This window comes from Caballeronia calidae (assembly GCF_900044055.2).
GTDB lineage: Bacteria > Pseudomonadota > Gammaproteobacteria > Burkholderiales > Burkholderiaceae > Caballeronia > Caballeronia calidae.
In genome coordinates this window covers 159,489-182,829 of record NZ_FCOX02000011.1, presented here as the reverse complement: position 1 = coordinate 182,829, position 23,341 = coordinate 159,489, and the positions used below count along the sequence as shown (strand labels likewise).

Annotated in this window: 24 protein-coding genes; 16 read left to right on the top strand and 8 right to left on the bottom strand. The window is 64.1% G+C overall.

The features are described 5' to 3' along the window. The 3 genes from AWB78_RS13405 to AWB78_RS13395 all read left to right on the top strand — a co-directional run. Positions 1-436 (top strand): transposase (locus AWB78_RS13405; RefSeq protein ID WP_157697502.1); only part of this gene is annotated, 436 nt, incomplete at its 5' end. Between the two features lie 187 nt (positions 437-623). Further along, positions 624-896 (top strand): hypothetical protein, encoded by a 273-nt coding sequence (locus AWB78_RS13400; protein WP_062605057.1) that lies wholly within the window; start codon positions 624-626, stop codon positions 894-896. A 496-nt stretch (positions 897-1,392) separates the two neighbouring features. Continuing rightward, positions 1,393-2,475: a glycosyltransferase family 2 protein gene (locus AWB78_RS13395; RefSeq protein WP_062605056.1), complete on the top strand. Its 1,083-nt coding sequence runs from the start codon at positions 1,393-1,395 to the stop codon at positions 2,473-2,475. Positions 2,476-2,486: 11 nt separating this feature from the next. Here the strand turns inward: AWB78_RS13395 and AWB78_RS13390 are convergent, their stop codons facing one another. Continuing rightward, on the bottom strand, positions 2,487-3,122 hold the full coding sequence (locus AWB78_RS13390) for a TetR/AcrR family transcriptional regulator (RefSeq protein WP_062605055.1): 636 nt from the start codon (positions 3,120-3,122) through the stop codon (positions 2,487-2,489). Positions 3,123-3,235: 113 nt separating this feature from the next. Between AWB78_RS13390 and AWB78_RS13385 the strand changes: the two genes are divergently transcribed. The 7 genes from AWB78_RS13385 to AWB78_RS13355 all read left to right on the top strand — a co-directional run bounded on the left by AWB78_RS13385 (position 3,236) and on the right by AWB78_RS13355 (position 10,196). After that, positions 3,236-4,078, top strand: coding sequence for an NAD(P)H-binding protein (locus AWB78_RS13385; RefSeq protein WP_062605054.1), 843 nt, complete (start codon positions 3,236-3,238; stop codon positions 4,076-4,078). Positions 4,079-4,119: 41 nt separating this feature from the next. After that, positions 4,120-4,377, top strand: coding sequence for a hypothetical protein (locus AWB78_RS13380; RefSeq protein ID WP_062605053.1), 258 nt, complete (start codon positions 4,120-4,122; stop codon positions 4,375-4,377). A 113-nt stretch (positions 4,378-4,490) separates the two neighbouring features. Beyond that, positions 4,491-5,075 (top strand): DUF1349 domain-containing protein, encoded by a 585-nt coding sequence (locus tag AWB78_RS13375; RefSeq protein ID WP_062605052.1) that lies wholly within the window; start codon positions 4,491-4,493, stop codon positions 5,073-5,075. Between the two features lie 96 nt (positions 5,076-5,171). Further along, positions 5,172-6,272 carry a LacI family DNA-binding transcriptional regulator gene (locus AWB78_RS13370; protein ID WP_074173436.1) on the top strand — a complete coding sequence of 367 codons (1,101 nt, stop codon included), beginning with the start codon at positions 5,172-5,174 and terminating at the stop codon, positions 6,270-6,272. Positions 6,273-6,388: 116 nt separating this feature from the next. Beyond that, positions 6,389-7,363 (top strand): substrate-binding domain-containing protein, encoded by a 975-nt coding sequence (locus AWB78_RS13365; protein ID WP_062605051.1) that lies wholly within the window; start codon positions 6,389-6,391, stop codon positions 7,361-7,363. An 18-nt stretch (positions 7,364-7,381) separates the two neighbouring features. Beyond that, positions 7,382-8,899, top strand: coding sequence for a sugar ABC transporter ATP-binding protein (locus AWB78_RS13360; RefSeq protein ID WP_062605050.1), 1,518 nt, complete (start codon positions 7,382-7,384; stop codon positions 8,897-8,899). Positions 8,900-8,921: 22 nt separating this feature from the next. After that, complete coding sequence (locus AWB78_RS13355; protein WP_062605049.1) at positions 8,922-10,196, top strand: ABC transporter permease; 1,275 nt, start codon at positions 8,922-8,924, stop codon at positions 10,194-10,196. Here the strand turns inward: AWB78_RS13355 and AWB78_RS13350 are convergent, their stop codons facing one another. Further along, a complete protein-coding gene (locus tag AWB78_RS13350) occupies positions 10,197-10,985 on the bottom strand; it encodes an aldolase (RefSeq protein WP_062605080.1) in 789 nt (262 codons plus the stop codon). Between the two features lie 252 nt (positions 10,986-11,237). Between AWB78_RS13350 and AWB78_RS13345 the strand changes: the two genes are divergently transcribed. Then, complete coding sequence (locus AWB78_RS13345; protein ID WP_008347993.1) at positions 11,238-11,441, top strand: cold-shock protein; 204 nt, start codon at positions 11,238-11,240, stop codon at positions 11,439-11,441. A 374-nt stretch (positions 11,442-11,815) separates the two neighbouring features. Then, on the top strand, positions 11,816-12,166 hold the full coding sequence (locus AWB78_RS13340; RefSeq protein WP_232477695.1) for a hypothetical protein: 351 nt from the start codon (positions 11,816-11,818) through the stop codon (positions 12,164-12,166). 243 nt (positions 12,167-12,409) lie between these two features. Here the strand turns inward: AWB78_RS13340 and AWB78_RS13335 are convergent, their stop codons facing one another. Beyond that, positions 12,410-13,177, bottom strand: a complete 768-nt coding sequence (locus tag AWB78_RS13335) for a sulfite exporter TauE/SafE family protein (protein WP_062605047.1) — start codon at positions 13,175-13,177, stop codon at positions 12,410-12,412. An 82-nt stretch (positions 13,178-13,259) separates the two neighbouring features. Between AWB78_RS13335 and AWB78_RS13330 the strand changes: the two genes are divergently transcribed. Further along, positions 13,260-14,150 (top strand): LysR substrate-binding domain-containing protein, encoded by an 891-nt coding sequence (locus AWB78_RS13330; RefSeq protein WP_062605079.1) that lies wholly within the window; start codon positions 13,260-13,262, stop codon positions 14,148-14,150. On the opposite strand, the gene ppk2 is transcribed toward AWB78_RS13330, so the two are convergent. Together ppk2 and AWB78_RS13320 are read right to left on the bottom strand one after the other, a co-directional pair. Next, a complete protein-coding gene (ppk2, locus tag AWB78_RS13325; protein ID WP_198399265.1) occupies positions 14,147-15,175 on the bottom strand; it encodes a polyphosphate kinase 2 in 1,029 nt (342 codons plus the stop codon). The genes AWB78_RS13330 and ppk2 overlap by 4 nt on opposite strands. A 101-nt stretch (positions 15,176-15,276) precedes the next feature. Continuing rightward, positions 15,277-15,498, bottom strand: coding sequence for an HP1242/YdcH family protein (locus tag AWB78_RS13320; RefSeq protein WP_062605045.1), 222 nt, complete (start codon positions 15,496-15,498; stop codon positions 15,277-15,279). A 226-nt stretch (positions 15,499-15,724) separates the two neighbouring features. Here AWB78_RS13320 and AWB78_RS13315 point away from each other — a divergent pair, with 226 nt between their 5' ends. Further along, positions 15,725-16,033, top strand: a complete 309-nt coding sequence (locus AWB78_RS13315) for a hypothetical protein (protein ID WP_062605044.1) — start codon at positions 15,725-15,727, stop codon at positions 16,031-16,033. Positions 16,034-16,198: 165 nt separating this feature from the next. After that, on the top strand, positions 16,199-16,846 hold the full coding sequence (locus AWB78_RS13310; RefSeq protein WP_062605043.1) for a VC0807 family protein: 648 nt from the start codon (positions 16,199-16,201) through the stop codon (positions 16,844-16,846). Here the strand turns inward: AWB78_RS13310 and AWB78_RS13305 are convergent. Together AWB78_RS13305 and AWB78_RS13300 are read right to left on the bottom strand one after the other, a co-directional pair. Next, a complete protein-coding gene (locus AWB78_RS13305) occupies positions 16,835-17,668 on the bottom strand; it encodes an alpha/beta fold hydrolase (RefSeq protein ID WP_062605078.1) in 834 nt (277 codons plus the stop codon). The two genes, AWB78_RS13310 and AWB78_RS13305, sit on opposite strands and share 12 nt — an antisense overlap. A 24-nt stretch (positions 17,669-17,692) precedes the next feature. Next, positions 17,693-17,866 (bottom strand): DUF3563 family protein, encoded by a 174-nt coding sequence (locus tag AWB78_RS13300; protein WP_232477694.1) that lies wholly within the window; start codon positions 17,864-17,866, stop codon positions 17,693-17,695. Between the two features lie 454 nt (positions 17,867-18,320). Here AWB78_RS13300 and AWB78_RS13295 point away from each other — a divergent pair, with 454 nt between their 5' ends. Continuing rightward, a complete protein-coding gene (locus AWB78_RS13295; protein ID WP_232477693.1) occupies positions 18,321-22,292 on the top strand; it encodes a response regulator in 3,972 nt (1,323 codons plus the stop codon). A gap of 16 nt (positions 22,293-22,308) precedes the next feature. Here AWB78_RS13295 and AWB78_RS13290 read toward each other — a convergent pair whose 3' ends face one another. Next, positions 22,309-23,217 carry a response regulator gene (locus AWB78_RS13290; protein WP_232477692.1) on the bottom strand — a complete coding sequence of 303 codons (909 nt, stop codon included), beginning with the start codon at positions 23,215-23,217 and terminating at the stop codon, positions 22,309-22,311. Positions 23,218-23,341 lie beyond the last annotated feature (124 nt).

Genomic DNA, 23,341 nt, shown 5'->3' with positions numbered 1-23,341 from the left:
GGCCGAACTGGGTAACTGTGCTGCCGACAGCGGCCAATTGCCGATCGTTCTGGCGGCGGTAGCGCGCGACGCCGGGGCCGCCCCCAAGCAAGTCCTTGCCGATGCGGGCTACCGCTCGGAGGCGACGTTCGAACTATTGCGCGAGCATCCCGCCGAGCTGATCGTGGCGCCCGGACGCGAGGGCAAGAAAGAGGTGAAGGTCGATGCCCGGAAGCGCCCGCTATGCGCTGCGATGGCCGACAAGTTTACTTGTGCGCAAACTCAGGCGGCCTATCGAAAGCGCAAATGGCTGTCCGAACCGCCGAATGCCTGGGTAAAGAGCGTTCTCGGATTTCGACAATTCAGCATGCGCGGACTGGCCAAGGCCCAGGCCGAATGGAAACTCGTCTGCGCGGCGCTGAACCTACGCAGAATGTCGAAAATGACGCCTGCGTAAGTCCCGAAGGGGACAACATTGCCCTGATTTCGCCGCCGGGAAAGCCATTTTTGCGCGCAATGGCGGACCAAACCGCAATCGGCGTTGACGCCGCACGATGTGGCGTCAGTACCGGCAGCTCAAATTCTGTCTGCCGCGCGGATTCCTAGTCTTCTGTTCGGGTTCAACCCATTCAAGGAGAACGATCATGAAGAAGATATTGGCTGCCCTGCTTGCATTCACCGCGCTGGTGCCGATGCTTTCCTATGCGCAGTCCGTCGCGCCCGTCATACGCGCAGAAGCCAATGGACAAGTCGCCCAGACGCAGCGCGACGGAAGCCTGCATCAGTCCGGCGCGCACTACGCCGACAGGGTGTACGACCGCGAGTACGGTGCAAGCACCGACAGCACCGCGCAAAGCGGATGGACGACGCAGCCCTCTGCGCAGGCGCTCGGGCAACGGCTCTACATGCATCATTGAAAAGGCAGTGGCACCTCGCTTGCTCGACGAATGTCCGTGCAAGCGCCGCTCGAACCGGGCAGCAAGTTTTTCATCCCGCAAGCCGAAGATGTGCCGATGGGGTGAAAAAAGTGCAGCATGATGAAGTATCCCGATCGCCGTGCGCCGTGGAGCACAGTCGCTTTCTATGTTCGAATGTCACGGCTCCGTGCTGTTAAAAGGTTAATATGCTTGCACTTCGGGAACCTGCTTCATTGAATCCGCTCTATTAGCGTTTGTTCTTATCGACATGTACGTCAGGCTGGGGCATTCGGGGCCCGCCGTATGACGTGACATGCTCCAACAATAAGCGTCGCCGCACCGCCTTTATGCGTTGATCGGACGGGCCGCATCCATCAGACCAATTAAATGACCCGTTCTGCCGCGTGTTGCGCGCGGCGCGACGGGACATCGACGACGGCTCTTTGCGCCCCGCGCGCGAAGAGACAGAGCTAAATCAATCGACGGAGCGTCATCCATGCCGTTTGAGAGTGACTCTTTGCGAGACACGAACCCGCTGCTCAGCATCGTCGTGGCGGCGTACAACATCGAGGGATACATCGAGGAAGCGCTCGAGTCCCTCCTGTCCCAGCCTCATATCGACGCGATGAAGATCATCGTGGTCGATGACGGTTCTCGCGACGAGACCTATGCGGCAGCGCGCGCGATCGTCGAGCGCGATCGCGGCGTGCACATCGAATTGATACAGCAGGAAAACCAGGGGCTGAGCGCCGCGCGCAATACGGGGCTCGCCGCGGTCCGCACGCCTTATGTCGGCTTTCTCGACGGCGACGACATCTATCTGAAGGGCTTCACGGAAGCGCTCATGCCGGTTCTCGCCGAGCGCAAGTGGGATGTGGTCGAGTACAACATCAAGATCATCGACGACGACGGACGCGAGCTCGATCGAATCGATCTGGTCGACGACGCATCGGGCGGCGGCCGGCCGATGGATCGGGCGGCGCTGCTGACATTCGCCGAAGACTATCATACGTTCGCGTGGGCGCGCGTCTATCGCACCGACCTGTTCGACGCCGCGCCGTTCCCGGTGGGACGACATTACGAGGACGCCGCGATCGTGCCCTCGACCTATCTTCGCGCGGACAGCCTCTATCGCATTCCGAAGCCGTTGATCGGCTATCGCCGGCGCTACGGCAGCATCACGCAACGCTTCACGCTGCGCGACGTTCAGGATCTGCGGGTCAATGGCAAGGAAGCGCTCGCGCGCTGCGACGGCAGCGACATGGACGACTTCTGGCTCACCCTTTTCGACAAGATGTTTCGCCGCGCATGCTATGTCGGCGCGCGCGTGGATCGCGGATCGTTCAAGCAGGCATCCGAGACACTCACGGCCATGGCCGTGGATCATCGCAAGACGCGCGCGACACTCGCCGAACGCAGCGGCCGGGAAGTCGTTGAGCTTGCGCCCTTCGATCTGCACGTGCGCGCCGATCGCTCGATCCACTTTCTCAAAGGCCTCGTGAAGAAGTTATTGAAACGCAGCCTCGATCGTCATCAGCGGGCGCGGCGTCCGGGCGCGTCCAATCAGATGAGCGGATGAGCGCGAGGAACTCAGGCCTCTTCTATCGCTCGCAAACTCATCCGCTTGTAAGCGTCGACCAGTAACGCGCCCTCGCCCCGCTTGTGCGCGACGGCGAGGCGCATCGTCTCTTCGCCCAGTTGCCAGATGAGGAACGCGAGCGCATTGACGCGCTTGCTGTCCGCGCGCGGCGTCACGCGGCGGATGGCGGTCGCGAGCATCGCGCCGCAGGCCTTGCTCTCCGCGATTTCGATGCTCATCAACGCCTTGTCCGATCGCAGCGCCGACGATATGTCGCGCATCACCGGCTTGTCCAGCACGATCTCATAGTATTGATCGACGAGCGCGCCGAATGCGTCGAGCAGTTGCGCCTTGGTCTGCACGGCTTCGAGCGCCTCGCGCACGCATCGGCGGCTCTCGGCCGCGTAGTTCCCGGCGAGCGTTTGCACGATCGCGCGCTTGTCGGGGAAATACTGATACAGCGAGCCGATGGATATCTCCGCGAGTTCGGCGATCTCGCTCATCTTCACGTGCTCGCTGCCCTTCTCCGCGATGAGTCGTTGCGCGATCTCCAGAATGCGATCGAGCCGTTCGCGGCTGCGTTGCTGCGCGGGTTGCCTGCGCGCGGCGACTCCTTTCGCTGCGACTCGCGGCGGCTTCTCTTGCATGGCTCTCCCCTTGCCGCATGAATGCGCGCTCAAAAATCCTTGACAGTCGAATGTGAGTATCTATCATGTTTTAAACGTGAGCAACTCTCACGTTTCAAATACTGGAGACTGTCATGGCTCAATCGGACTTCGATGCCGCGCCCATCCTCGTACTCGGCGCCAACGGCAAAACAGGGCGCCGCGTGGCGGAACGGCTGCGCGCACAAGGGCATGACGTCCGCGCGTGCGCGCGCTCCACGCAGCCTCGCTTCGACTGGAACGATCGCGCGACATGGCGCGCGGCGCTCGCGGGCGTGAAGCACGCCTATGTCACGTATCAGCCCGACCTCGCGATACCCGGCGCACTCGATACGGTCAGCGCGTTCTTCGATGCGGCCCGTGCCAGCGGCACGGAGCGCATCGTTCTGCTCTCCGGACGCGGCGAAGAAGAAGCACGCGCGGCAGAAGAAGCGCTGCAACGCTCGGGCGCGAGCTGGACCATCTTGCGTTGCAGCTGGTTCATGCAGAACTTCAGCGAGAGCTTCCTGCTCGATCCGATCCGCGAAGGCACGCTCGCGCTGCCCGTCGGCGATATCAAGGAGCCGTTCGTCGATGCGGAAGATATCGCCGATGCCGCTGTCGCCGCGCTCACGCAGCCAGGCCATGAAAACAGGCTCTACGAGCTGACGGGCCCGCAGGCAATCTCCTTCGGCGAAGCCCTCGAATGCATCGCACAGGCGTCGCGGCGCGAACTTCGTCTCGTGCCCGTCCCGCCCGATGCATTTCGCGCGGGCCTGCTGGAAGCGGGCGTATCGGAGCCGGAGACCGATCTGATCCTCTATCTGTTCACCACCGTGCTCGACGGCCGCAATGCAACGCCCGCCGACGGCGTGCGTCTCGCTTTGCATCGTGAAGCCCGTTCATTCGAGGACTACGCAAGGCGCACGGCGGCCAGCGGCGTCTGGGATGCGTTGTGAGGCGCGCGTAAGCCGTCACCGTTTCGCGGTAGACTCAAAGAATGGAAAAATGTCCCTACTGTGAACGAATCCGTGACGAATGGGATTGTCACGGTCAGGAATGCCGCACCAACATTGCCCGCGCATTGCGTCGTCAGCGCATGGGATTGCCGATGGTGCCCAAGGTCATCCGCAACGAAATTCCGGCGGGTGCGTCGACGGGCGAAGTGATCGCCCAGTTGTCGCGTCAGCGCTTGCGTGCGCGCCGCGCGAACGAAGAGCGCCGTGCGCGCAAGGAAGCGGAAGACCTCGATCTCTGAACGCAAGCCGTCACATCGAACATTCGTTCGTTTCATACGATCAATTCGCGACCCGCCTGATGCGCGCCGTGTCATGACATACTTGCGCAGCCCATCCACGCGACGGAGACGCCATGTTCGAGCAATGCCAATGGATCAACGAGCCCGCTCAATGGCGTGTCGAAAGCGACACGCTCTTCGTCACCACGGATAAGAACACGGACTTCTGGCGCAAGACGCATTACGGCTTCGTGCGTGATTCGGGCCATGTTTTCGCGGCGAGCGTGAACGGCGATTTCACCGCGGACGTCGCTGTCGACGGCGACTTCTCCGCACTCTACGATCAGGCCGGCCTGATGGTGCGCGAAAGCGCCGAGCGCTGGATCAAGGCCGGCGCCGAATACAACGATGGCGCGCTCACGTTCAGCACCGTCCTGACGAATGAATGCTCCGACTGGTCGCTCGGCTCGCGCGCCGGGTCGAACCGCTTCCGCTTGCGCATGACGATCGCGCAAGGCGTATTGAAAGTGCAGTGCAGCTCCGATGAACGCAACTGGACCCTCATGCGCCTCGCGCCCTTTCCCGCGAGCCGCGCGAATGCCCACTGGCTCGTCGGCCCGATGTGCTGCACGCCCGAGCGCGGCGGCCTCACCGTACGCTTCTCAGACTTCAGGATCGGCCCGCCTGTCGTGAAGGAGCTGCACGACATCTCGATGTAACGCGGCGCGCCCGGCTCGGTAAAAACACTCATTTGCTCAGCGTGTCGGTGCTTTCTAATATTCTGAAACGTTTCAGAATATCGACGACACCGCGCCTTGGACTCGAGAAAAAAACCGGCTCGCACGCTCAAGGATGTCGCCAATGCGGCAGGCGTCTCGCTGGGCACCGCGTCGAAAGTCATGGCGGGCGCGGAAGGCGTGAGTCCCGCTCGACGTCAGCAAGTGTGGGAAGCCGCGCGTCGGCTCGGCTATCGGCGCAACAGCCTCGCGGCCGAATTGCGCAGCAGCCGTTCGACATCCATCGGTTTCGTCGTGCCCGACCTGACGAACTCGTTCTTCATTCAACTCTTGTGCGTGGTCGAGGATCATGCGCTCGCAAGCGGTTATCGCCTGTTGCTCGCGCATGCGCAGGAAGATCCCGAGCGTGAAGCCGAACGCATACGCTTCGTCCTCTCGCGGCAAGTGGCCGGCATGATCATCATTCCGTGTCACGGCTACGATCACGCGATAGAAGAACTGCGCGAATGCGATGTGCCGCTCGTCATGGCCGATCGCGTCGACAACAGTTTTCCCGCGAACACCGTCACCACGGACAGCCGCCGCGCCGCGAGCGACGGCACCGAGCATCTGATCGCGCTGGGGCACAAGCGCATCACATTCATCGTCAACGCGCTCGATCTCGTCAACAGCCGCGAGCGCGCGGACGGCTATCTCGATGCGATGAAGCGCGCGGGGCTCGCGCGTCATGCGCGCGTCGTCGTATGCGGGATGACGGATACCGAAAGCCATGCGGCCACGCTCGGTCTCCTGTCCGGGCGCGAGCGCCCTACCGCGCTCTTCACCGGCGCGAACGTCGCGACGCTCGGCGCGCTGCGCGCGATACGCGATGCCGAACTGCGCCTGCCCGATGAAATCTCGCTGCTCTCTTTCGACGATGCCCCGTGGATGTCCGTGCTGCATCCGCGCATCAGTTCGATTCATCAGCCGGTGGAGGCCGTGGGCCGCGCGATCTGGCAACTGCTGCATAAACAGTTGCAAGGCGAATCATCGCCGGAGCCGGTGCATCTGCGCATGAAAGCGGATCTGCGCGTGCGCGAAAGCACCGCGCCGCCGTACAAGGCATCGGCAAAAGAAAACAGCGCTGCGCCGCATGGCACCGCTCGCACACGCAAGCGGGCCGTGCTCGCCGATCGCTAGCGCCAAGGTTATAACGTTTTATTTTCATCGACGATTAGCATCGATCAGAACCAGCGAGAGCAACAGCACGACCGAAGACCGAACCCGAAGCTGGCATCCATAACAGGAGAGACGCAATGGACAGCAAACGACGCATCATCACCGCGAGTCTCATCGCCGCACCGCTGGCCGGCGCGGTCGGCACGTTCTCGGCGCTCATCGCTCAGCCGGCGTTCGCGCAGCAGAAGAAGTATCGCTTCGGGTTCTCGCAGGTCACCACGGTCGAGCCGTGGCGCGTGCAGTTCAACAAGGATATGAAAGCCGAGGCCGCGAAGCATCCCGAGGTCGAACTGATCATTGCCGATGCGGGCGATCGCACCGACAAGCAGAATGCCGACATGGAGAACTTCATCACGCAGAAGATGGACGCGATCTTCATCTCGCCCAAGGAATCGGCGGGACTGACGGGTGTCGTCGAAAAGGCCTTCAAGGCGGGCATTCCCGTGTTCGTGCTCGATCGCGAAGTGAATGGCGATCAGTTCACCCAGTTCATCGGCGGCGATAACGTGGAGATCGGACAGGAAGCGGGCAACTTCATCGTCAAGCTGATGGGCGGGCCGGGCAAGGCGCAAGGCAATCTCGTCGAGATATGGGGCGGCTTTGGCGCGCAGCCCGCGCACGATCGTCACGATGGCGCGGAAAAGGTCGTCGGCAAGGAGAAAGGCATCAAGCGCGTGGGCGAGCGCGTCGATTGCGACTGGAAGCAGGACAAGGCGTACGACTACATGAAGACCGTGCTGCGCGTGCAGCCGAAGATCGACGTCGTCTACGCGCACAACGATCCGATGGCATACGGCGCCTATCTCGCCGCGAAAGATGCGGGCCGCGAGAAGAGCATCAAGTTCGTCGGCATCGACGGCTTGCCGCAGGAAGGCGCGACGTGGGTCGCGCAAGGCCTGCTCGCGGGCACCTTCATGTATCCGACGCCGGGCGCGGAAGGCATTCGTCAGTCGCTCAAGGTGCTGCATGGCGACAAGGTGCCGAAGAAGGTCACGCTGCCGACACAAGGCATCTTCATGGACAACGCGAAGCAATATATCGCGAACCACTGAGCGAAGCGGAGACACGCGATGGCAACCGTCGCCGCGCCGCTCATCGAAGCCGCGGGCCTGTCGATCTCGTTCAACGGCAGCGCCGCGCTGTCGGGCGTCGATTTCGATGTCGCATCGGGCGAGATACACGCGCTCGTCGGCGAGAACGGCGCCGGCAAGTCGAGCCTGATGAAGATATTGGGCGGCCTCTATTCGCCCGATGCGGGCAGCATCCGCGTGCGCGGCGAGACCACGCGCATGACGAGCGTGAACGACGCGACGCGCGCGGGCATCGCGATCATTCATCAGGAGTTGAACCTCGTCGATACGCTGTCCGCCGTCGATAACATCTTTCTCGGCAAGGAGCGATGCACGCGCTTCGGCTTTCCCGATCGGCGCGCGATGTACGCCTCGGCCGCGAAAGTGCTCGCGCAACTGGGCTTTCGCGCGCCGCCGAGTACGCTCGTCGGCACCTTGCGGGTCGGCGAGAAGCAACTCGTCGAGATCGCGAAGGCGCTGCTCGCCGATGCGCGCGTGCTCATCATGGATGAACCCACGTCCGCCCTCTCCGATACGGAAACGCACGCGCTGCTCACGCTCACCAAAGAGTTGCGTGAGCGCGGCATGGGCATCGTGCTGATCAGTCATCGGCTCGGCGAGGTCTTCGCCGTCGCGGATCGCGTGACCGTTCTGCGCGATGGCAGGCGCATCGCGACCTTGCAGATGCGGCAAGTGGAATCGTCGTCGGCGCTCGTGTCGATGATGATCGGAAAGGACTTCGCGCCGCCCGAGCGCACCGAAGCCGACGCGCCGCAGGAACGTCCGCTCGCGGTCGACGTGCGCGGCCTCACGTTATGGGGACCGGCGCGCGCGCTCGTATCGGATGTGTCGTTCGCCGTGCAGCAAGGCGAAGTGTTCGGCATCTCGGGGCTGCTCGGCGCGGGCAAGACGGAAATACTCGAAGCGATCTTCGGTGTGTCGCCGTATCGGCGCGAAGGTGATATTCATGTGACGGGCCATGCGCGCACGATCGATTCGCCCGATCGCGCCGTCGCCGCCGGACTCGCCTTCGTCACCGAGGATCGCAAGAAGGACGGGCTCGTGCCCGATCAGTCGCTCGAGGCGAATCTGCTCTTGCCCTCGCTCTCGCGCGCGCCGGGGTTTCCGTTCTATCGGCGCGGCCGTATGCAGGCATGGGCTGCGTCTCAGGCGCGGGCATCGAACGTGAAGCATCGCCATCTCGCGCAGGATGCGAGCACGTTATCGGGCGGCAATCAGCAGAAGCTCATCATCGGCAAATGGCTGATGACGAAGCCGCGCATTCTCCTGCTCGACGAGCCGACACGCGGCGTCGATGTCGCGGCGAAGGCCGAGATCTATCGGCAGATACTCGCGGCCGCGCGCGAAGGCGTGACGGTGATCGTCGCGAGCTCGGAGATCGACGAGCTGATGCTGCTCTCCGACCGCATCCTCGTGATGTGCGAAGGACGCGCGCGCGGCGTACTGACACGCGAGCAATTCTCGGGCGATGTGCTCATCAGGATGGCATCGCCCTGAGCGATGAACGGAGACGCCAATCATGCTGCACGCGCAGGACCAACTCGCCGAGCCCACGGCCACCGCACGCCAGCGACACCTGAGCACGCTCCTCAGGTATCTCAAGTATTACCTGGGGCTCATCGTGCTGCTCGTGGTCGGCGCGCTCACGTCGCCGCACGCGGCCGACGGCGGCAACATCTTCCTGTCGAGCGCGAATATCTCCGACGTGTTCCGGCAAGTCGCGAACGTCGGCGTGATTTCCATCGGCATGACGCTCGTGATCATCACCGCGGGCATCGATCTCTCGGTCGGCGCCATCATGGGGCTCGGCAGCGTGCTCACCGCGATGCTGCTCACCACCGACGGCTGGAATCGCGCGGTGTACGCATCGCTCGTGCTCGATGCGGTCGCGGTGTTCGCGATCGTATTCGCGGCGCTCGGTGTCGTGCGCGGCATCATGCGCGCCCGCGATGCGCGTGCGCCGCGTGTCGCGAGCCGTGCTTCCATCGCGATGGAAGCGGGCATCGCGCTCGTCATCGCGGCGCTGGCGTGCGCGTATATCGCGCTCCACGGCGGGCATCGCATGCCGCTTCTCGCCGTGATGTGGATCGTGCCGCTCGCGGGCTTCACGCTCGGTGCGCTCAACGGCTGGATCATCACGCGCGGGCGCATGCAGCCCTTCATCGTGACGCTCGCCGCGATGGTCGGCGTGCTCGGCGCCGCGCGCCTGATCGCGGGCCAGGACACGGCCGTGTACTCGATCTACAGCGGCACCAACGCGACGACCGATATCGAAGCGCTCCGCGCGCTGCTCTTCAACGTGGTGCCGGTGCCCGCCCTGTTCTTTCTGGTGATCGCCGTGATGGTGGGCTTCGTGATGAATCGCACCGTGTTCGGCAAGTATCTCTATGCAATCGGCGGCAACGAGAAATGCGCGGTGGTGTCGGGCCTCGATGTCGCGCGTCACAAGATGGCCGCGTATGCGATCTCGGGGTTGCTGTCGGCGCTCGTCGGCGTGCTTTACGCGGCGCAGTATCGGCAGGGCAAGGCCGATGCCGGCATGGGTTGGGAGCTCGATGCGATCGCCGCCGTGGTGATCGGCGGGACGAGTCTTGCGGGCGGCGTCGGACGCGTGTCGGGCACGGTGGCGGGCGTGCTGATCTTCGGCTTCTTGAGCAATATCCTGTTGCTCAACGATATCGACAGCAATACGCAGCTCGTGCTCAAAGGCCTGATCATCGTGATTGCCGTGTTTCTGCAGCAGACGGATATGGGCAAGCGGGGATGGTTCAGGCGCTTTGGCACGCGCAAGTAATCACGCTTCGAAGTCGATGCCGCTCGCGCGCAACTGCCGCATGCCGCTTGCGAGATGCGCCCGGGCACTCTCGGCATCGCCCGCGCGCATCTGCTCGTAGGTGCGCTGCGCGATCTCGTGCGGCACCGGCTTGAGCGGCCGGTTCGCGCTCATCGCCCGCAGTTGCACCTCCGCCGCGCGCTCCAGATAGTAGAGATCGTCCCACGCCTCCGCGATAGTTGCACCCGCAACCATCACGCCGTGATTCTTGAGGAAGAGGATATCGGCATCCCCCATCGTGCGGGCGATGCGGTCGCCTTCGGCATCGTCGAGGGCCAGGCCGTTGTAGTCCTCGTCGACGGCGGTGCGGCCATAGAACTTCAATGCGGTCTGGCCCGCCCACACGAGCGGCGGCCCTTCGAGCAGGCACAGCGCCGTCGCGTTCGGCATATGCGTATGAAAGGCCGCCTTCACGCGCGGCAGCAGCTTGTGCACGCGCGCATGGATATAGAACGCGGTCGCTTCGGGCTCGCCCTCGCCGTCGATGACATTGCCGTCGAAGTCGCAGATCAGAAGACGCGACGCCGTGATCTCGCTGAACGCATAGCCGTATGGGTTGACGAAGAACAGATCGTCGCGGCCCGGCACCATCGCCGAGAAGTGATTGCAGACGCCCTCTTCATAGCCATGCAACGCCGCCAGCCGGAAGCAGGCCGCAAGCTCGCGTCGCGCCTGCAGGATTTCCGGCGCATCGAGCCGAAGGATGCCGGACGTGACGCGTGGCGCGGCGTTGGAAAGCGTGTGTGCCATGGAAAACGTGCCCTTTGTGGTTTGCCTGACCGACTTGTCGAGGATAATCGAACGCGCGCGCGAATATGGTCCGATCAAAAAGATTTCAACCCGAACGGCGGGCGCCGGACGTAGTATGACGCACTTATGTCGCGTCTCTTAGCAAAAACGCTTATTTGAACTCGGCGTTCCGGCATGGTAAAACTCCCTGTCGCTCGAAAAAATTCGAAGCGCAAACTTCAACGAAATTCGTCTCAAAGGGTTTGGAAAAAAATGGCAACAGGTACCGTGAAGTGGTTCAACGATGCAAAGGGTTTTGGTTTCATCACGCCGGATGACGGCGGCGAAGACCTGTTTGCACATTTCTCCGAGATCCAGTCGAAGGGTTTCAAGTCGCTCCAGGAGAACCAGAAGGTGAGCTTCGAAGTCAAGCAAGGCCCCAAGGGCAAGCAGGCTTCGACGATCCAGCCGCTGTAAGCAAGCGCTCTCGCCTCATGGCACGAAACGGCCCGCATGGGCCGTTTTGCATTGGCGAGGCCGAAACATCGAACACCTGATTCCTTCGTCCGATGACCCGATTCTCCGGCGCGAATATCGCCTGCGGCGCGCCGCCGTTACATTAATATATCAGCAGAATCGGCTTAGTATTCAAGGTCATACCGATTCGCGACAGCGCGAAATTATTTCCTCTTATTCGTGTGAACGTGTCAAGCGATCGGAAAAAATGCCGTACGCGTAGGCGGCATAAAACAAACATATTGCTCGTCGCGCTCTGGTTGCTCGCTTGGAATGCGCACGCGCAAACGTTTTCGGCCAATGCGAAAGCGGCGCGATTCGTCGCCGACGTCGTGATGAACGACTTTCACACGGCCCAGGCGGGCGGCGGCTATGTCTTCTCCTACGATAGCCACGAAACCGAAGCGTCCCTTTCGACGAAGCTCGACCGCTGGTTTTCCGGCACCGATCCGCTCGCCATCTCGATGGAGCCTGCCGAGAAACAGGCCCTCTTTAGTTTCTACTGGGCAGCGACGATGATGTCCGCGAATTCGCCGTGCTTCCGCGATATTGCCGAACCGGCGTGCGGCGCGGATCTGTCGAACTGGATGGCGCGCGAGCTGGACGACGATCCGCGCTTCATCCGTGCCTACGAGTCCGCGCGAAAGCCGCTCGGCCTGCCGCCGCTCGAGCGCACCGCGCACTGAGCGGCGCGCGCTCGCGGCCGCCGCGATGCGCTTCGCATCGCGCACGGCGGCTGCAACACGCGGCGCAGGCATGCGGGATTGCTGAAGGCGTCGGCGCATCGTCCAGGCTGTCATCGCGCAGCAGCGCGATCTTCGCCGCGACGCTCAGCAGCAGGGACAGCGCACCGATGGTCTCGAGCAAGGCGGGAATCATGATGGTCTCTCCGAACGTCGGCGTGCTTGCGCATGGGCTTCTCGCGCGCATCATCGATGCAACATCATCGGCCCGTAGATTTTCACGAAGAATGCGATCGTGATGCCGGCGCTCACCAGCAAGGTGCCCGTGCGTATCCAGTGCGGCGGCGCGCGCCGGCCCAGCTGAGCGCCGCCATAGCCGCCCGCGATCGCCGCGAACAGCATCGCGATCGTCTCCGGCCAGCGCACCGCCTGCGCCGCCGCGAAGGTCAGCACCGCGACCGAGTTGGCCGCGCTCACGAGCAAGGTGCGCGGCGCATTGAGGCTCTTCAGGTCGCGCGCGTCGAGCAGGCCCCACACGGCCATCATCATGATGCCGACCGCGCCGCCGAAATATCCGCCATACACGCCGAGCACGAACTGGATCGACAGCACCGCCGACGCGCCGATATGCCAGCGCCGCCGCAGCGCCTCGCCGAGCTTGCGGCCGAACGCGAGCGTGAAGCTCGCGCACAGCAGCAGCCAGGGCAGCACGAAAGAAAACGTCCTGGACGACGTGGACAGCAGCAGCGCCGCGCCGACGAATCCGCCGATGAGCGTCGTGACGAGCATCTTGCGGATCGACACCGAGCCGACAGGACCGAGCCCGTCGCGATAGGCCCACGCGCTCACGACGCCGCCGGGAAATAGCGCGACGGTGCTCGAAGCGTTCGCCTGAACCGGTGGCAAGCCGGCGGCGATCATCGCGGGCAGGCTCACGAACGAGCCGCCGCCCGCCAGCGCGTTCATCGCGCCCGCGAGAAAACCCGCGCCGATAACGAGAAGAAAGGGTTGCATGCGACAGATGCTAACGATGCCGGCAGCCGCTTACAATCTGGCATTTCCAATGCGAGGCTTCGGCAAAACCGAAGGATGCGGGATGCGTTTCGACCTCACCGACATGCGGCTTTTCCTGACCGTGATCGAGCGCGGCAGCATCACGGCGGGCGCGCAGGCGATGCATCTCGCGCTGGCTTCGGCGAGCGAGCGGATCGCGGGGATGGAAGCCGCGCTCGGCGCGCCGCTGCTCGAACGCAACCGGCGCGGCGTGCAGGCGACCGCCGCGGGCGACGCCTTCGTGCGCCACGCGCGCGCGATACTCGGCCAGGTCGAGCAGATGCGCGGCGAGTTGCGCTCGTTCGCGACCGGCCTCAAAGGCCGCATCAGGCTGATGTCGAACACGGCGGCGCTCGCCGCCTTTCTGCCGCCGCGCCTCACGCGGTTTCTCGCAGCCTACCCGGATCTTTCGGTCGATCTCGACGAGCGCCCGAGCGTGGAGATCGTGCAGGCGATTGCCGAAGGTCGCGCCGATCTGGGTGTCGTGTCGGATACGGCGGATCTCGGGCGCCTGAAGACGCATCTGCTCGCGCAGGATCAGCTGGTGGTGGTGGCGAACCGCGCTCATCGCATTGCGGGGGAAAGCGCGGTGGCGTTCGCGGAAGTCGTCGGGGAGGCGTTCGTCGGGCTATCGGACGCCGCGCTCGAAATGCATCTGGCCGAGCGCGCGTCGAGGCTCGGCAGGCAGATCAGCTATCGGATTCGCATGCGCAGCATCGACAACGTCGCGATGCTCGTCGAGGCGGGCATCGGGCTCGTGATCCTGTCGGAAGCGTCGGCGCGCATGCTGGAGAGGCCCGCGCTGTCCATCGTGCCGCTATCGGAGCCATGGGCGACGCGCCGCCTGCATCTGTGCGCGCGCGATTTCGACGCGCTCACGCCGCACGCGCGCCTGCTCGCCCAGGCATTGATGGACGGCGCCGACGCGAGCTAAAACGGCCGCCCGACGATGAACGGATCCACCGCGCCGATCGCCTTGTGATCGCGGTTCGCATACGGCAGTTTGTGCAGCACATAGCGCATCGCGTTGAGGCGCGCGCGCTTCTTGCAATCGGAGCGCACGACGGTCCAGGGCGTGTCGGCGCTATCGGTATGCGCGAACATCGCTTCCTTCGCTTCGGTGTACTCGTCCCACTTGTCGAGCGATGCGAGATCGACCGGGCTCAGCTTCCACTGCTTGAGCGGATGAATCTCGCGCTCCTTGAAGCGGCGGCGCTGCTCGGCGCGGCTCACCGAAAACCATAGCTTGATGACGTGCGTGCCGCTTTGCGACAGATGCCGCTCGAATGCGGGCACCTGCTGCATGAATTCATCGTATTCGCGCGGCGTGCAGAAGCCCATCACGCGCTCGACGCCCGCGCGGTTGTACCACGAGCGGTCGAAGAGGACGATCTCGCCCGCCGTCGGAAGATGCTCGACGTAGCGCTGAAAGTACCATTGCCCGCGCTCGCGTTCCGACGGCTTTTCCAGTGCCACCACGCGCGCGCCGCGTGGATTCAGATGCTCCATGAAGCGTTTGATGGCGCCGCCCTTGCCCGCCGCATCGCGCCCTTCGAAAAGGATCACGACGCGCTGGCCGGTGTCGCGCACCCACGCCTGCAGCTTCAGGAGTTCGACCTGAAGACGGTACTTCTGCTTCTCGTACGTGCGCCGCGCCATCAGGTTGCGATACGGATAGCCGCCCTCGCGCCACGACGGCGATAACTCGTCGTCGGGATGGGGCTTGCCGTCCGCCGTTCGCAGCACCGCTTCGCCGTCGAAAAGCCGGGCGCGCAGCATCGTTATTTCATCCGGCGACATGCCGCCGATCAAGGTCTCGACGGCATCGACGAGCGATTCCGTTCCTTCCACGCCTTGCGCGGCGAATTGCTTGAACACGTCGTCGATGCTGTCCGTGAGGAGGCCGTGCGCCGCCTCCACCGCGCGCCCCGTCTCCTGCCGTTCGATGCAGGCTTCCATTGCACGCACCGCGATGCCGGCGTCATCGGATTCGGCGGTTTCATCTGGCGATATCGGCTTCATCCATTCCTCTTCGATCTTGCTGCGATTTGGTCTGTTCTTCAGGCGGCTTCGCCCGCCCTTCTCAAGACCGCGTACAACTTGTCCTTCAACAAGAGCTTCTCCTTTTTCAGCGATTCGATGACGAACGAATCCGCGGACGTGACGCCCGTTTCCATGTTGTGGATCTGATGGTCGAGCTCGTTGTGACGCTCGAAGAGGCGCGAGAAATGTGCGTCCTCGGTCTTCAGGCGAGAGATGAGATCCCGGTATTCGGGAAACATGGCATGACCCTCCGGTCGGTCTGAATACGATTGCTTCGAAGTACATATTACCGAGGGGAAGAACGGATTTGTTAGATGAATATCAAAGCTTGGCTGCGTTAAAAGGTCGCGGATGCGCAGCCAAATACACCTAGGCAAAACCCTCTTACGTACAGGCACCTTCCTTGCACACAATGGAAGCGTTCGCTGCGCACCCGCGCGGCGCGCATGAGCCAGGGAGGCCCTCATGAAGAGAGACCGCAACCGCGCGCAGCGGCGCGCCATGCAAGTTGCGCTGATCGCCGGTGCCGCCGGCCTGTGCTTTGCCACGGCAGCCAGCGCGGACAGTCAGGCCGCGAAGAAAATGGGGCAGATCGGCGTCATCAATAACACGCTCCAGCCGAAGCCCGTGCAGCCGGCCTATTCGAACCCACCGCCCGCGAACACGGTCAACCCGGGCTACAACGCCAACTCGACGTATAACCCCAATACGGCCAACGCCGCCGCCAACGCAAATGCCGTGAACGCCGGAAAGGCCGCGGCGCCGAAGAAGTAGCCTCCGATACAGCGCTTTCGTGCCGCCGCCCGATGCCTCGGGCGGCGGCTTCGTCCCGCCTGCAATCTTTCCTCTCCGAATTCCGCTCGCGCGCGTGCATTCGCGCGGATCCGTCTCTTATACTTGGCTCACGGCCCAGCGCGCATAGCGCACATTCCTGAGTCCATGAAAAAGATCAAGCCCGGTCTCGTGCTCGAACTCGCCGCCAATCTGCTGCTCCCCTGGCTCGCGTATCGCCTTGCGTTGCCGTATTGGGGCGATGTCGGCGCGCTCTATGCATCGGCCGCGCCGCCGCTCGTGTGGAGCATCGCCGAATTCGCGCGATCGCGCCGTGTCGATGCGCTCTCCGCGCTCGTGCTGTTCGGCATCGCGCTGTCGATCGTCATGCTCGCGATGGGCGGCAGCCCGCGCATCCTGCTCGTGCGCGAATCGCTCGCGGCGGGCGCGACGGGCATCGTATTTCTGGTCTCGCTCTTCTTCGAGCGCCCGCTCATCTTCTATCTCGCGCGCGCAACCGTCACGCGCGAGCAGGAAAGCGGCGCCGAGCGCTTCGAGGCGTACTGGAGCGAAAGCGCGATGCTGCGCGCGTCCTTGCGGCTGATGACGTTCGTGTGGGGCATCGGGCTTTCGCTCGAAACCGTGCTGCGCTTCTGGTTCGCGTGGACGTGGCCCGTCGAGCGCTATCTCGTGTTATCGCCGGTCGTGAGCTACGTGATCTACGGCGGACTGCTCGCGTGGACCTTCTGGTTTCGCGCGCGGCTCATCGAGCGTCAGGGCGAGAGTGCGCCGTCGCGCGACGGGCTACTCGGCTAGACTCGCGGCGCGCGCCTCGCACTGCGCGATATGCCGCGCGATCGCCGCATTCACCGCCGGCGCGTGCGTGAGCGGCCCCATGTGGCCCGCTTCGGGCACGACGATCAGCTTCGCGCCGGGCATCAGATCGGGCAGCGTCTCGGCGATCAGACGCGTCGGCGCGGGCGCATGCTCGCCGCGCATCACGAGCGTGGGAATGCGCAGGTTCGCATACGCGCTCGCGGGCGTGGGCTCATGGATCAGCGCGCGAAAATCGAGCGGCGCCTTCGGCACCCAGCGCGTGAGCATCGCCTGCACGGACGGCCGCAGCGCCGACCACGCCCCGCGCCCGCTCCAGTAATCGACGAACGAGCTCGCCGCGCCGCGCAGATCGCCCGCGACGACGCCTTCCGCCGTGCGCGCCGCGATCGCGAGAATCTCGGCGAATTCCGCCGCGCCGCGCGCGCCCATGCGCTTCAGCAAATGAAACGCCGACGGCTCGTACAGCGTGATGCTCGCGATGCCGTGCGGCCGCTCCAGCGCCGCGCGCAACGCAACGCCGCCGCCATACGAATGCCCGACGAGATGCACCTTGCCGCGCTGACGATCGATGATCTCGACCGTGCGCGCCGCTTCGTCCGCGAGCGTGAAGGCGTGCTCGCCGCTCCACGGACCGACGCTATCGCAGCCGTAATGCTCCGGCGCGATGAGCGTATAGCGCGTCTCGTCCGCGCCGAGCGCGCCGAGCGTTTCGCCGAGCTGGCGCCATTGATTCGCGCCCGCGCCCGAGCAATGCAGCGCGATGACCGGCGCGGCGTCGTGTTCGTCGATGAGAGTCGTCATCATGCGTTCCTGTTTCATTGATGATCAGGCGTCGATGTCGCAAGCGCGCATGCGACGCTCGAGCTCGCCGATATCGGCGGACGATGCGAGCCATTCATCGCGCCGGCCATGCTCCGCGCGATCCAGCAGCAATCGAGTCCCGCAGATCAGATGCGGCAGCAGGCAGTCCTTCGCCACATTGATTAGGTATCCCAACATGATTCGCTCCACTTGCATCAACGAGTCGTTCGATGAAATGCCGGCTGAGCGATCGTGCTGCGCGGTTGGATCGGGGAGTCGCTGAGGCGGCGAGTGCCGGCATACAATGCAGGCCTCGTGCCAGCTTCGCAAAAGCCTTATGCGGCAAGCATCCGCGCGAATTGAACCGCGCGCCGGCGAGACGAATGTCGGGCGCGCGCCAACGCTTTCACTTCCGAAAGCATGCCGTGCGCGAACACATCTTCCGGCGGTATCGAAGCGAGTTCATGCTCCCGGTACCGCGAAACCTCCGCAAATATTCCTGGCGCGCGGGATCAAGCTTTCACGCTGCCATGCCGTAAACAAGGCTGATAGCCGCGCAAGCGGCCACGTCCGGACGGCACGATAAGATACGGCAGCGTTCGATCTTCGCGCCCGGCCGGCGCCCCGCAATCGTTCCCTGGGAGACCACGGCGTGCTCAGTCGCCACTCGCTCACATTCCGGATGACGGTGTTCATCGTCGTCGTCTGCGTACTCCTGATCGGCACCGACATATGGCGCAGCAGCGCCGCGCACCGCGTGCAGATCGACGAAATGACGACGGCGACGTCGAATCTCGCGCGCGCGATGGCGCAGCACGCGAACGATACGTTCAAGGAAGCCGACACGACGCTCATCGGCATGGTGGAGCGCGTCGAGGAAGACGGCACGTCGCCGGAGGCGCTCGCGCGCATTCATCGCTCGCTCGCCTCGCGCGTCAAGCAGTTGCCGCAGTTGAACGGCCTCTTCATCTACGACAAGACCGGTGCGTGGCTCGTCAATTCGCAGCCGCAACTCGAGTCGCGCTTCAACAACTCCGACCGCGAATACTTCGACTACCACCGCACGCATACCGATCAGGGCTCGCACATCGGCCCGCCGGTGCGCAGCCGCTCGACGGGCAAATGGATCGTGCCGATATCGCGCCGCATCGATGCGCCCGACGGCAGCTTCGCGGGCGTCGCGCTCGCGACCATCGACATCGACTTCTTCTCGCGCTTCTACGACAGCCTCGACCTCGGGCAATCGGGGGCCGCGGTGCTCGTGCTGAACTCGGGCGTGATGGTCGTGCGACGTCCGTTCGAGGACCGCTTCGTCGGCAAGGACGTGAGCGACACGGCGCTGTTTCGCGCGCATCTCGAACAGGGCCGCGCGGGCGTGTTCACGACGAGCTCGTCGCAGGATCAGATCACGCGCCTGAATAGCCTGCGTGAATTGCAGGACTATCCGCTCTTCGTCGCGGCGGCGCTCGCGCGCGACGAGATCCTCGGGCCGTGGTGGCGCGACACGCTCTGGCACGCCTGCGTGACGGCCGTGCTCGCCTTCATGCTGGCGATGTTCGGCTCGACACTCGTGCGCCAGGTCACCGCGCGCACGAGAATCGAGCAGGAGCTCAAGCGCAGCCTCGCGACGACGCAGACCGTGCTCGACACGGCCATCAGCCCGATCATCACCGTGGACGACCGCGGCGTCGTCCGCTCGTTCAATTCGGCGGGCGAGAAAGTGTTCGGCTACAAGGCGAGCGAGGTCATCGGACAGAACATCCGGATGCTGGTGCCGCCGCCTCATCTCGAGGCGTATAACGAATACATAATGCAATTCAAGTGGAAGAGCGGCGTGACCACGGCCGACTGCGAACTCGCGGGACTACGCAAGGACGGCACCTCGTTCCCGGCGTACGTTTCGACAGGCGCGATGCGGCTGGATGGCGCTTTGCATTTTGTATCGGTAATTACGGACATCTCGCGGCAGAGAAAGGAACGCAGCGAGCTTGCCCACGCGCGCGACCAGTTGCTGGTCGCCGCGAACATCGCCGAACTGGGCATCTGGTCGTGGGATCTCGCCACGGGCAAGCTGCACTGGAACGCGCGCATGTTCGAGATCTACCAGTACCCGCCCGCGCTGCTGGATAACGGCCTGCACTTCGAGCACTGGCGCCTGCGCATTCATCCCGACGACCACGACCGCATCATGGCGGGCCTGCGAGCTGCGGCCGCGGGCGAATCCGCGAAATTGCCGCCGTTTCGCATCGTCCTGCCGGACGGCACGACGCGGCGCATCCAGAGCGGTCAGCGCACGCAGCGCAACGCGAGCGGCACGCCCATCGTGATGACCGGCGTGAACTACGACATCACCGATCAATACGAGCTGGAATTCCATCTGCGCAACGCGAAGGAGCAGGCGGACGCGGCAAGCGCGGCGAAATCGTCGTTCCTCGCGAACATGAGCCATGAAATCCGCACGCCGATGAACGCGGTGCTCGGCATGCTGCATCTCGTGCAGCTGACCGCGCTCAACAGCCGCCAGCAGGACTATGTGAGCAAGGCGGAAACGGCCGCGAAGTCGCTGCTGAACCTGCTCAACGACATCCTCGATTACTCGAAGATCGAGGCCGGCAAGCTGCAGCTCGACAGTCATCCGTTCGAGCCGGAAAAGCTGATGGAGGAACTGGGCATCGTGCTGTCGGGCAATCAGGGCGCGAAAGACGTCGAAGTGCTGTTCGATCTCGATCCGTCCTTGCCCGCCGTGCTCGTCGGCGATAGCTTCCGGCTTCAGCAGGTGCTCATCAATCTCGCGGGCAATGCGCTCAAGTTCACGGCGGCGGGGCAGATCGTCGTGAGCGTGCATCGGCTGGATACGCCGGGCGATGCAAAGGGCGACACAGCGCGTGACGCGGTGCGCGTGCGCATCTCGGTGAGCGACAGCGGCATCGGCATCAGCGAGGAGCAGCTCGAACGCATCTTCGAGGGCTTCACGCAGGCGGAAGCATCGACGTCGCGGCGCTATGGCGGCTCCGGCCTCGGGCTCGTGATCAGCAAGCGGCTCGTCGCGATGATGGGCGGGCAGCTCGAAGTCGAAAGCCGCCTGGGTGAAGGCAGCCGCTTCCGGTTCGACATCACGCTCGGCGTGGATGCGGCTCGCGCACCTGTGCATCACGAACGCCCGGTCATCGAACATGACGCGCGTATTCTCATCGCCGATGACAACGCGATTGCGGGCGAGATTCTTTCGCGCACGGTGCGCTCGCTCGGCTGGCATGCGGATGTCGTGACGAGCGGTGTCGAAGCGATCGAGCGCATCGGCGATGCGGCGCGCAACGGCACGCCTTATGACGTCGCCCTGCTCGACTGGCGGATGCCCGGTCTCGACGGCCTCGGCGCCGCGAAACGCATCAGCACGATGAAGGGCCGCGCGGCGCCGCCTCTCGTGCTGCTCGTCACCGCGTTCGGACGCGAGGTGTTGCGGGAATCGAAGGAGAACGGAGCGGCGCCCTTCGCGGGCTTTTTGACGAAGCCCGTGACGCCCGGGCAGCTCGTTGCCGGGATCCGTGCGGCGCTGCCCGGCCACATCGAGCCGGCGCCTCTGCGGCCGCAGCAGCCCGAGACGAAAGCACGCCGTCTCGCGGGAATGTCATTGCTCGTCGTCGAGGACAACGCGCTCAACCGCCAGGTCGCCGAAGGCCTGTTGCTTGCGGAAGGCGCGGTTGTCACGCTCGCGGAAAGCGGACGCGAGGGCGTCGACCGGGTCCTGGCCGCCAAAGCGCCCTTCGATGCCGTGCTGATGGACGTCCAGATGCCTGATCTCGACGGCCTCGAAGCGACGCGCCTGATTCGCGCGGATGGCCGCTTCGCCGCGCTGCCCATCGTCGCGATGACGGCCAATGCATCGGGCGCGGACCGCGACGTGTGTTTGCAGGCCGGCATGAACGATCATGTCGGCAAGCCGATCGACGTCGAGCGGCTCGTTGCCGTGCTGCGCGCGCAAACAGGACACGAGCCGATCGAGACGGCGACGCGCAACGCCCACGCGCCCGGTGAAGGCGCCGAATGCGTCATCGAGCCGCGCGATTCGATCGTCGCGCGTTTCGGCGGCAATCTCGATCTGATCCGCAACGCCGTCGACGGCTTCGGCGCGCAGACTGACAAGCAACTGGCGCGGCTTGCAGCAGCACTCGCTGCGCACGATGCGCAAGGCGCCGCAGCGGTGCTGCATGCCATCAAAGGCAGCGCGGGGACGGTTGGCGCGGCGGCGCTCGCCGACATGGCGAGCACGCTGGAGCATGACGCTCACGTGCTCGACGCGGCGCGCGCGAAGCTGCCGCGCATGCAGCAGTTGCTTCTAGCGAGCGTCGCGCAACTCGTCGACGAATTCGGGCCGCCGCAATCGTCCGCGAAGGCGCGAACGCACGCAACGCCTCTCGATGACGAAGACTGGCGTGCGCGTCTTTCCGCGATCGTCCAGTTGCTGGATGCGTCGAATCTGCAAGCGATCGCGCTATCCGAAAGCCTGTCGCCGCATGCGCCGAACGACTATCGCGAGAACTTCGAGCAATTCCTCGTGCGCGTGCGTGCGCTCGACTTCGCGGATGCATCGAAGCTCGCGCGCGACATGCTGGAGCGGGCCTGAGCGCAACGCAGGCAGCTTAGCCGCTGCGGGCATCGCGAACGTACACCGGAAACGGATGAACGCTCGCGCCGCCCTGCGATTCCAGCAACGCGCGCAACTCTTCCCGCGCCCTGCGCGCCGAAGCGAGCGCGCCATGCACGCGCGCCTGCAGCACGGCGGGGCGAGCCGGCTTCGCGATGACATCGGCCGCGCCCGCGTCGAGCATGCACTGCTCGGTTTCGATGTCGCTTCGATCGGCGAGCACGACGACGGGCACCTCAGGATGACGCGCGAGCAAGGCGCGCACGGCGGCGCACGGTTCGCTGCAGCAAGACGCATCGAGCACGATCGCGTCCGGCTCGTTGTCCTGAGTCAGCGCGGCTTCGCATTCCGTCACCACGTCCAGCTCGCCGATGGCTTCGAGCGCCTGGCGGTGCGCTTCCGCGGTCTCGCCCGCGAGGATGCCGAGCACGCGCACATCCGCAGCATTCGATATCGCGGGCCGCGCATTGTGCTCGCTCACGCTCGCGTGAGCTTGCATCACACGTTGCCTGAAGCGGAGCTGCGCACGCACGCGCGCCTGCAGGCGTGACGCGACGAGCGGCTTGATCACGTAATCGGCCGCGCCCATGCGAAATGCGTCGACTTCGAGCGCGGGGGCATCGTGACTCGTGACGAATATCACCGGCACGCGCGCGAGTTTTGCATCGCGCTTGAGGATCTCGCAGACATCGAAGCCCGTCATGTTGGGCAGATTGGCATCGAGCAGGATGAGATCCGGCGTCGCTTCACGGGCCAGCGCGAGCGCGGCCTCGCCGGTGGTGGCAAAGCGCTGATTGGGGAATTCCGCGAGCATCTCGCCGATGATGCGGATCATCGCCGGGTCGTCGTCGACGAGGAGCAAGCGCGGCTGATACGCTGAAGTGGAGCTCTGTGCTTTATCCATGTTCGAACGGGTATTCATCATACGGTAAGCATTTACGAACTGTACGCGTGCGACGCGCACGTCGCAAACTCAAAATGGATGAAGGTATTAATTATCTGATATTTCACCGCCCGCCAATTTTGAA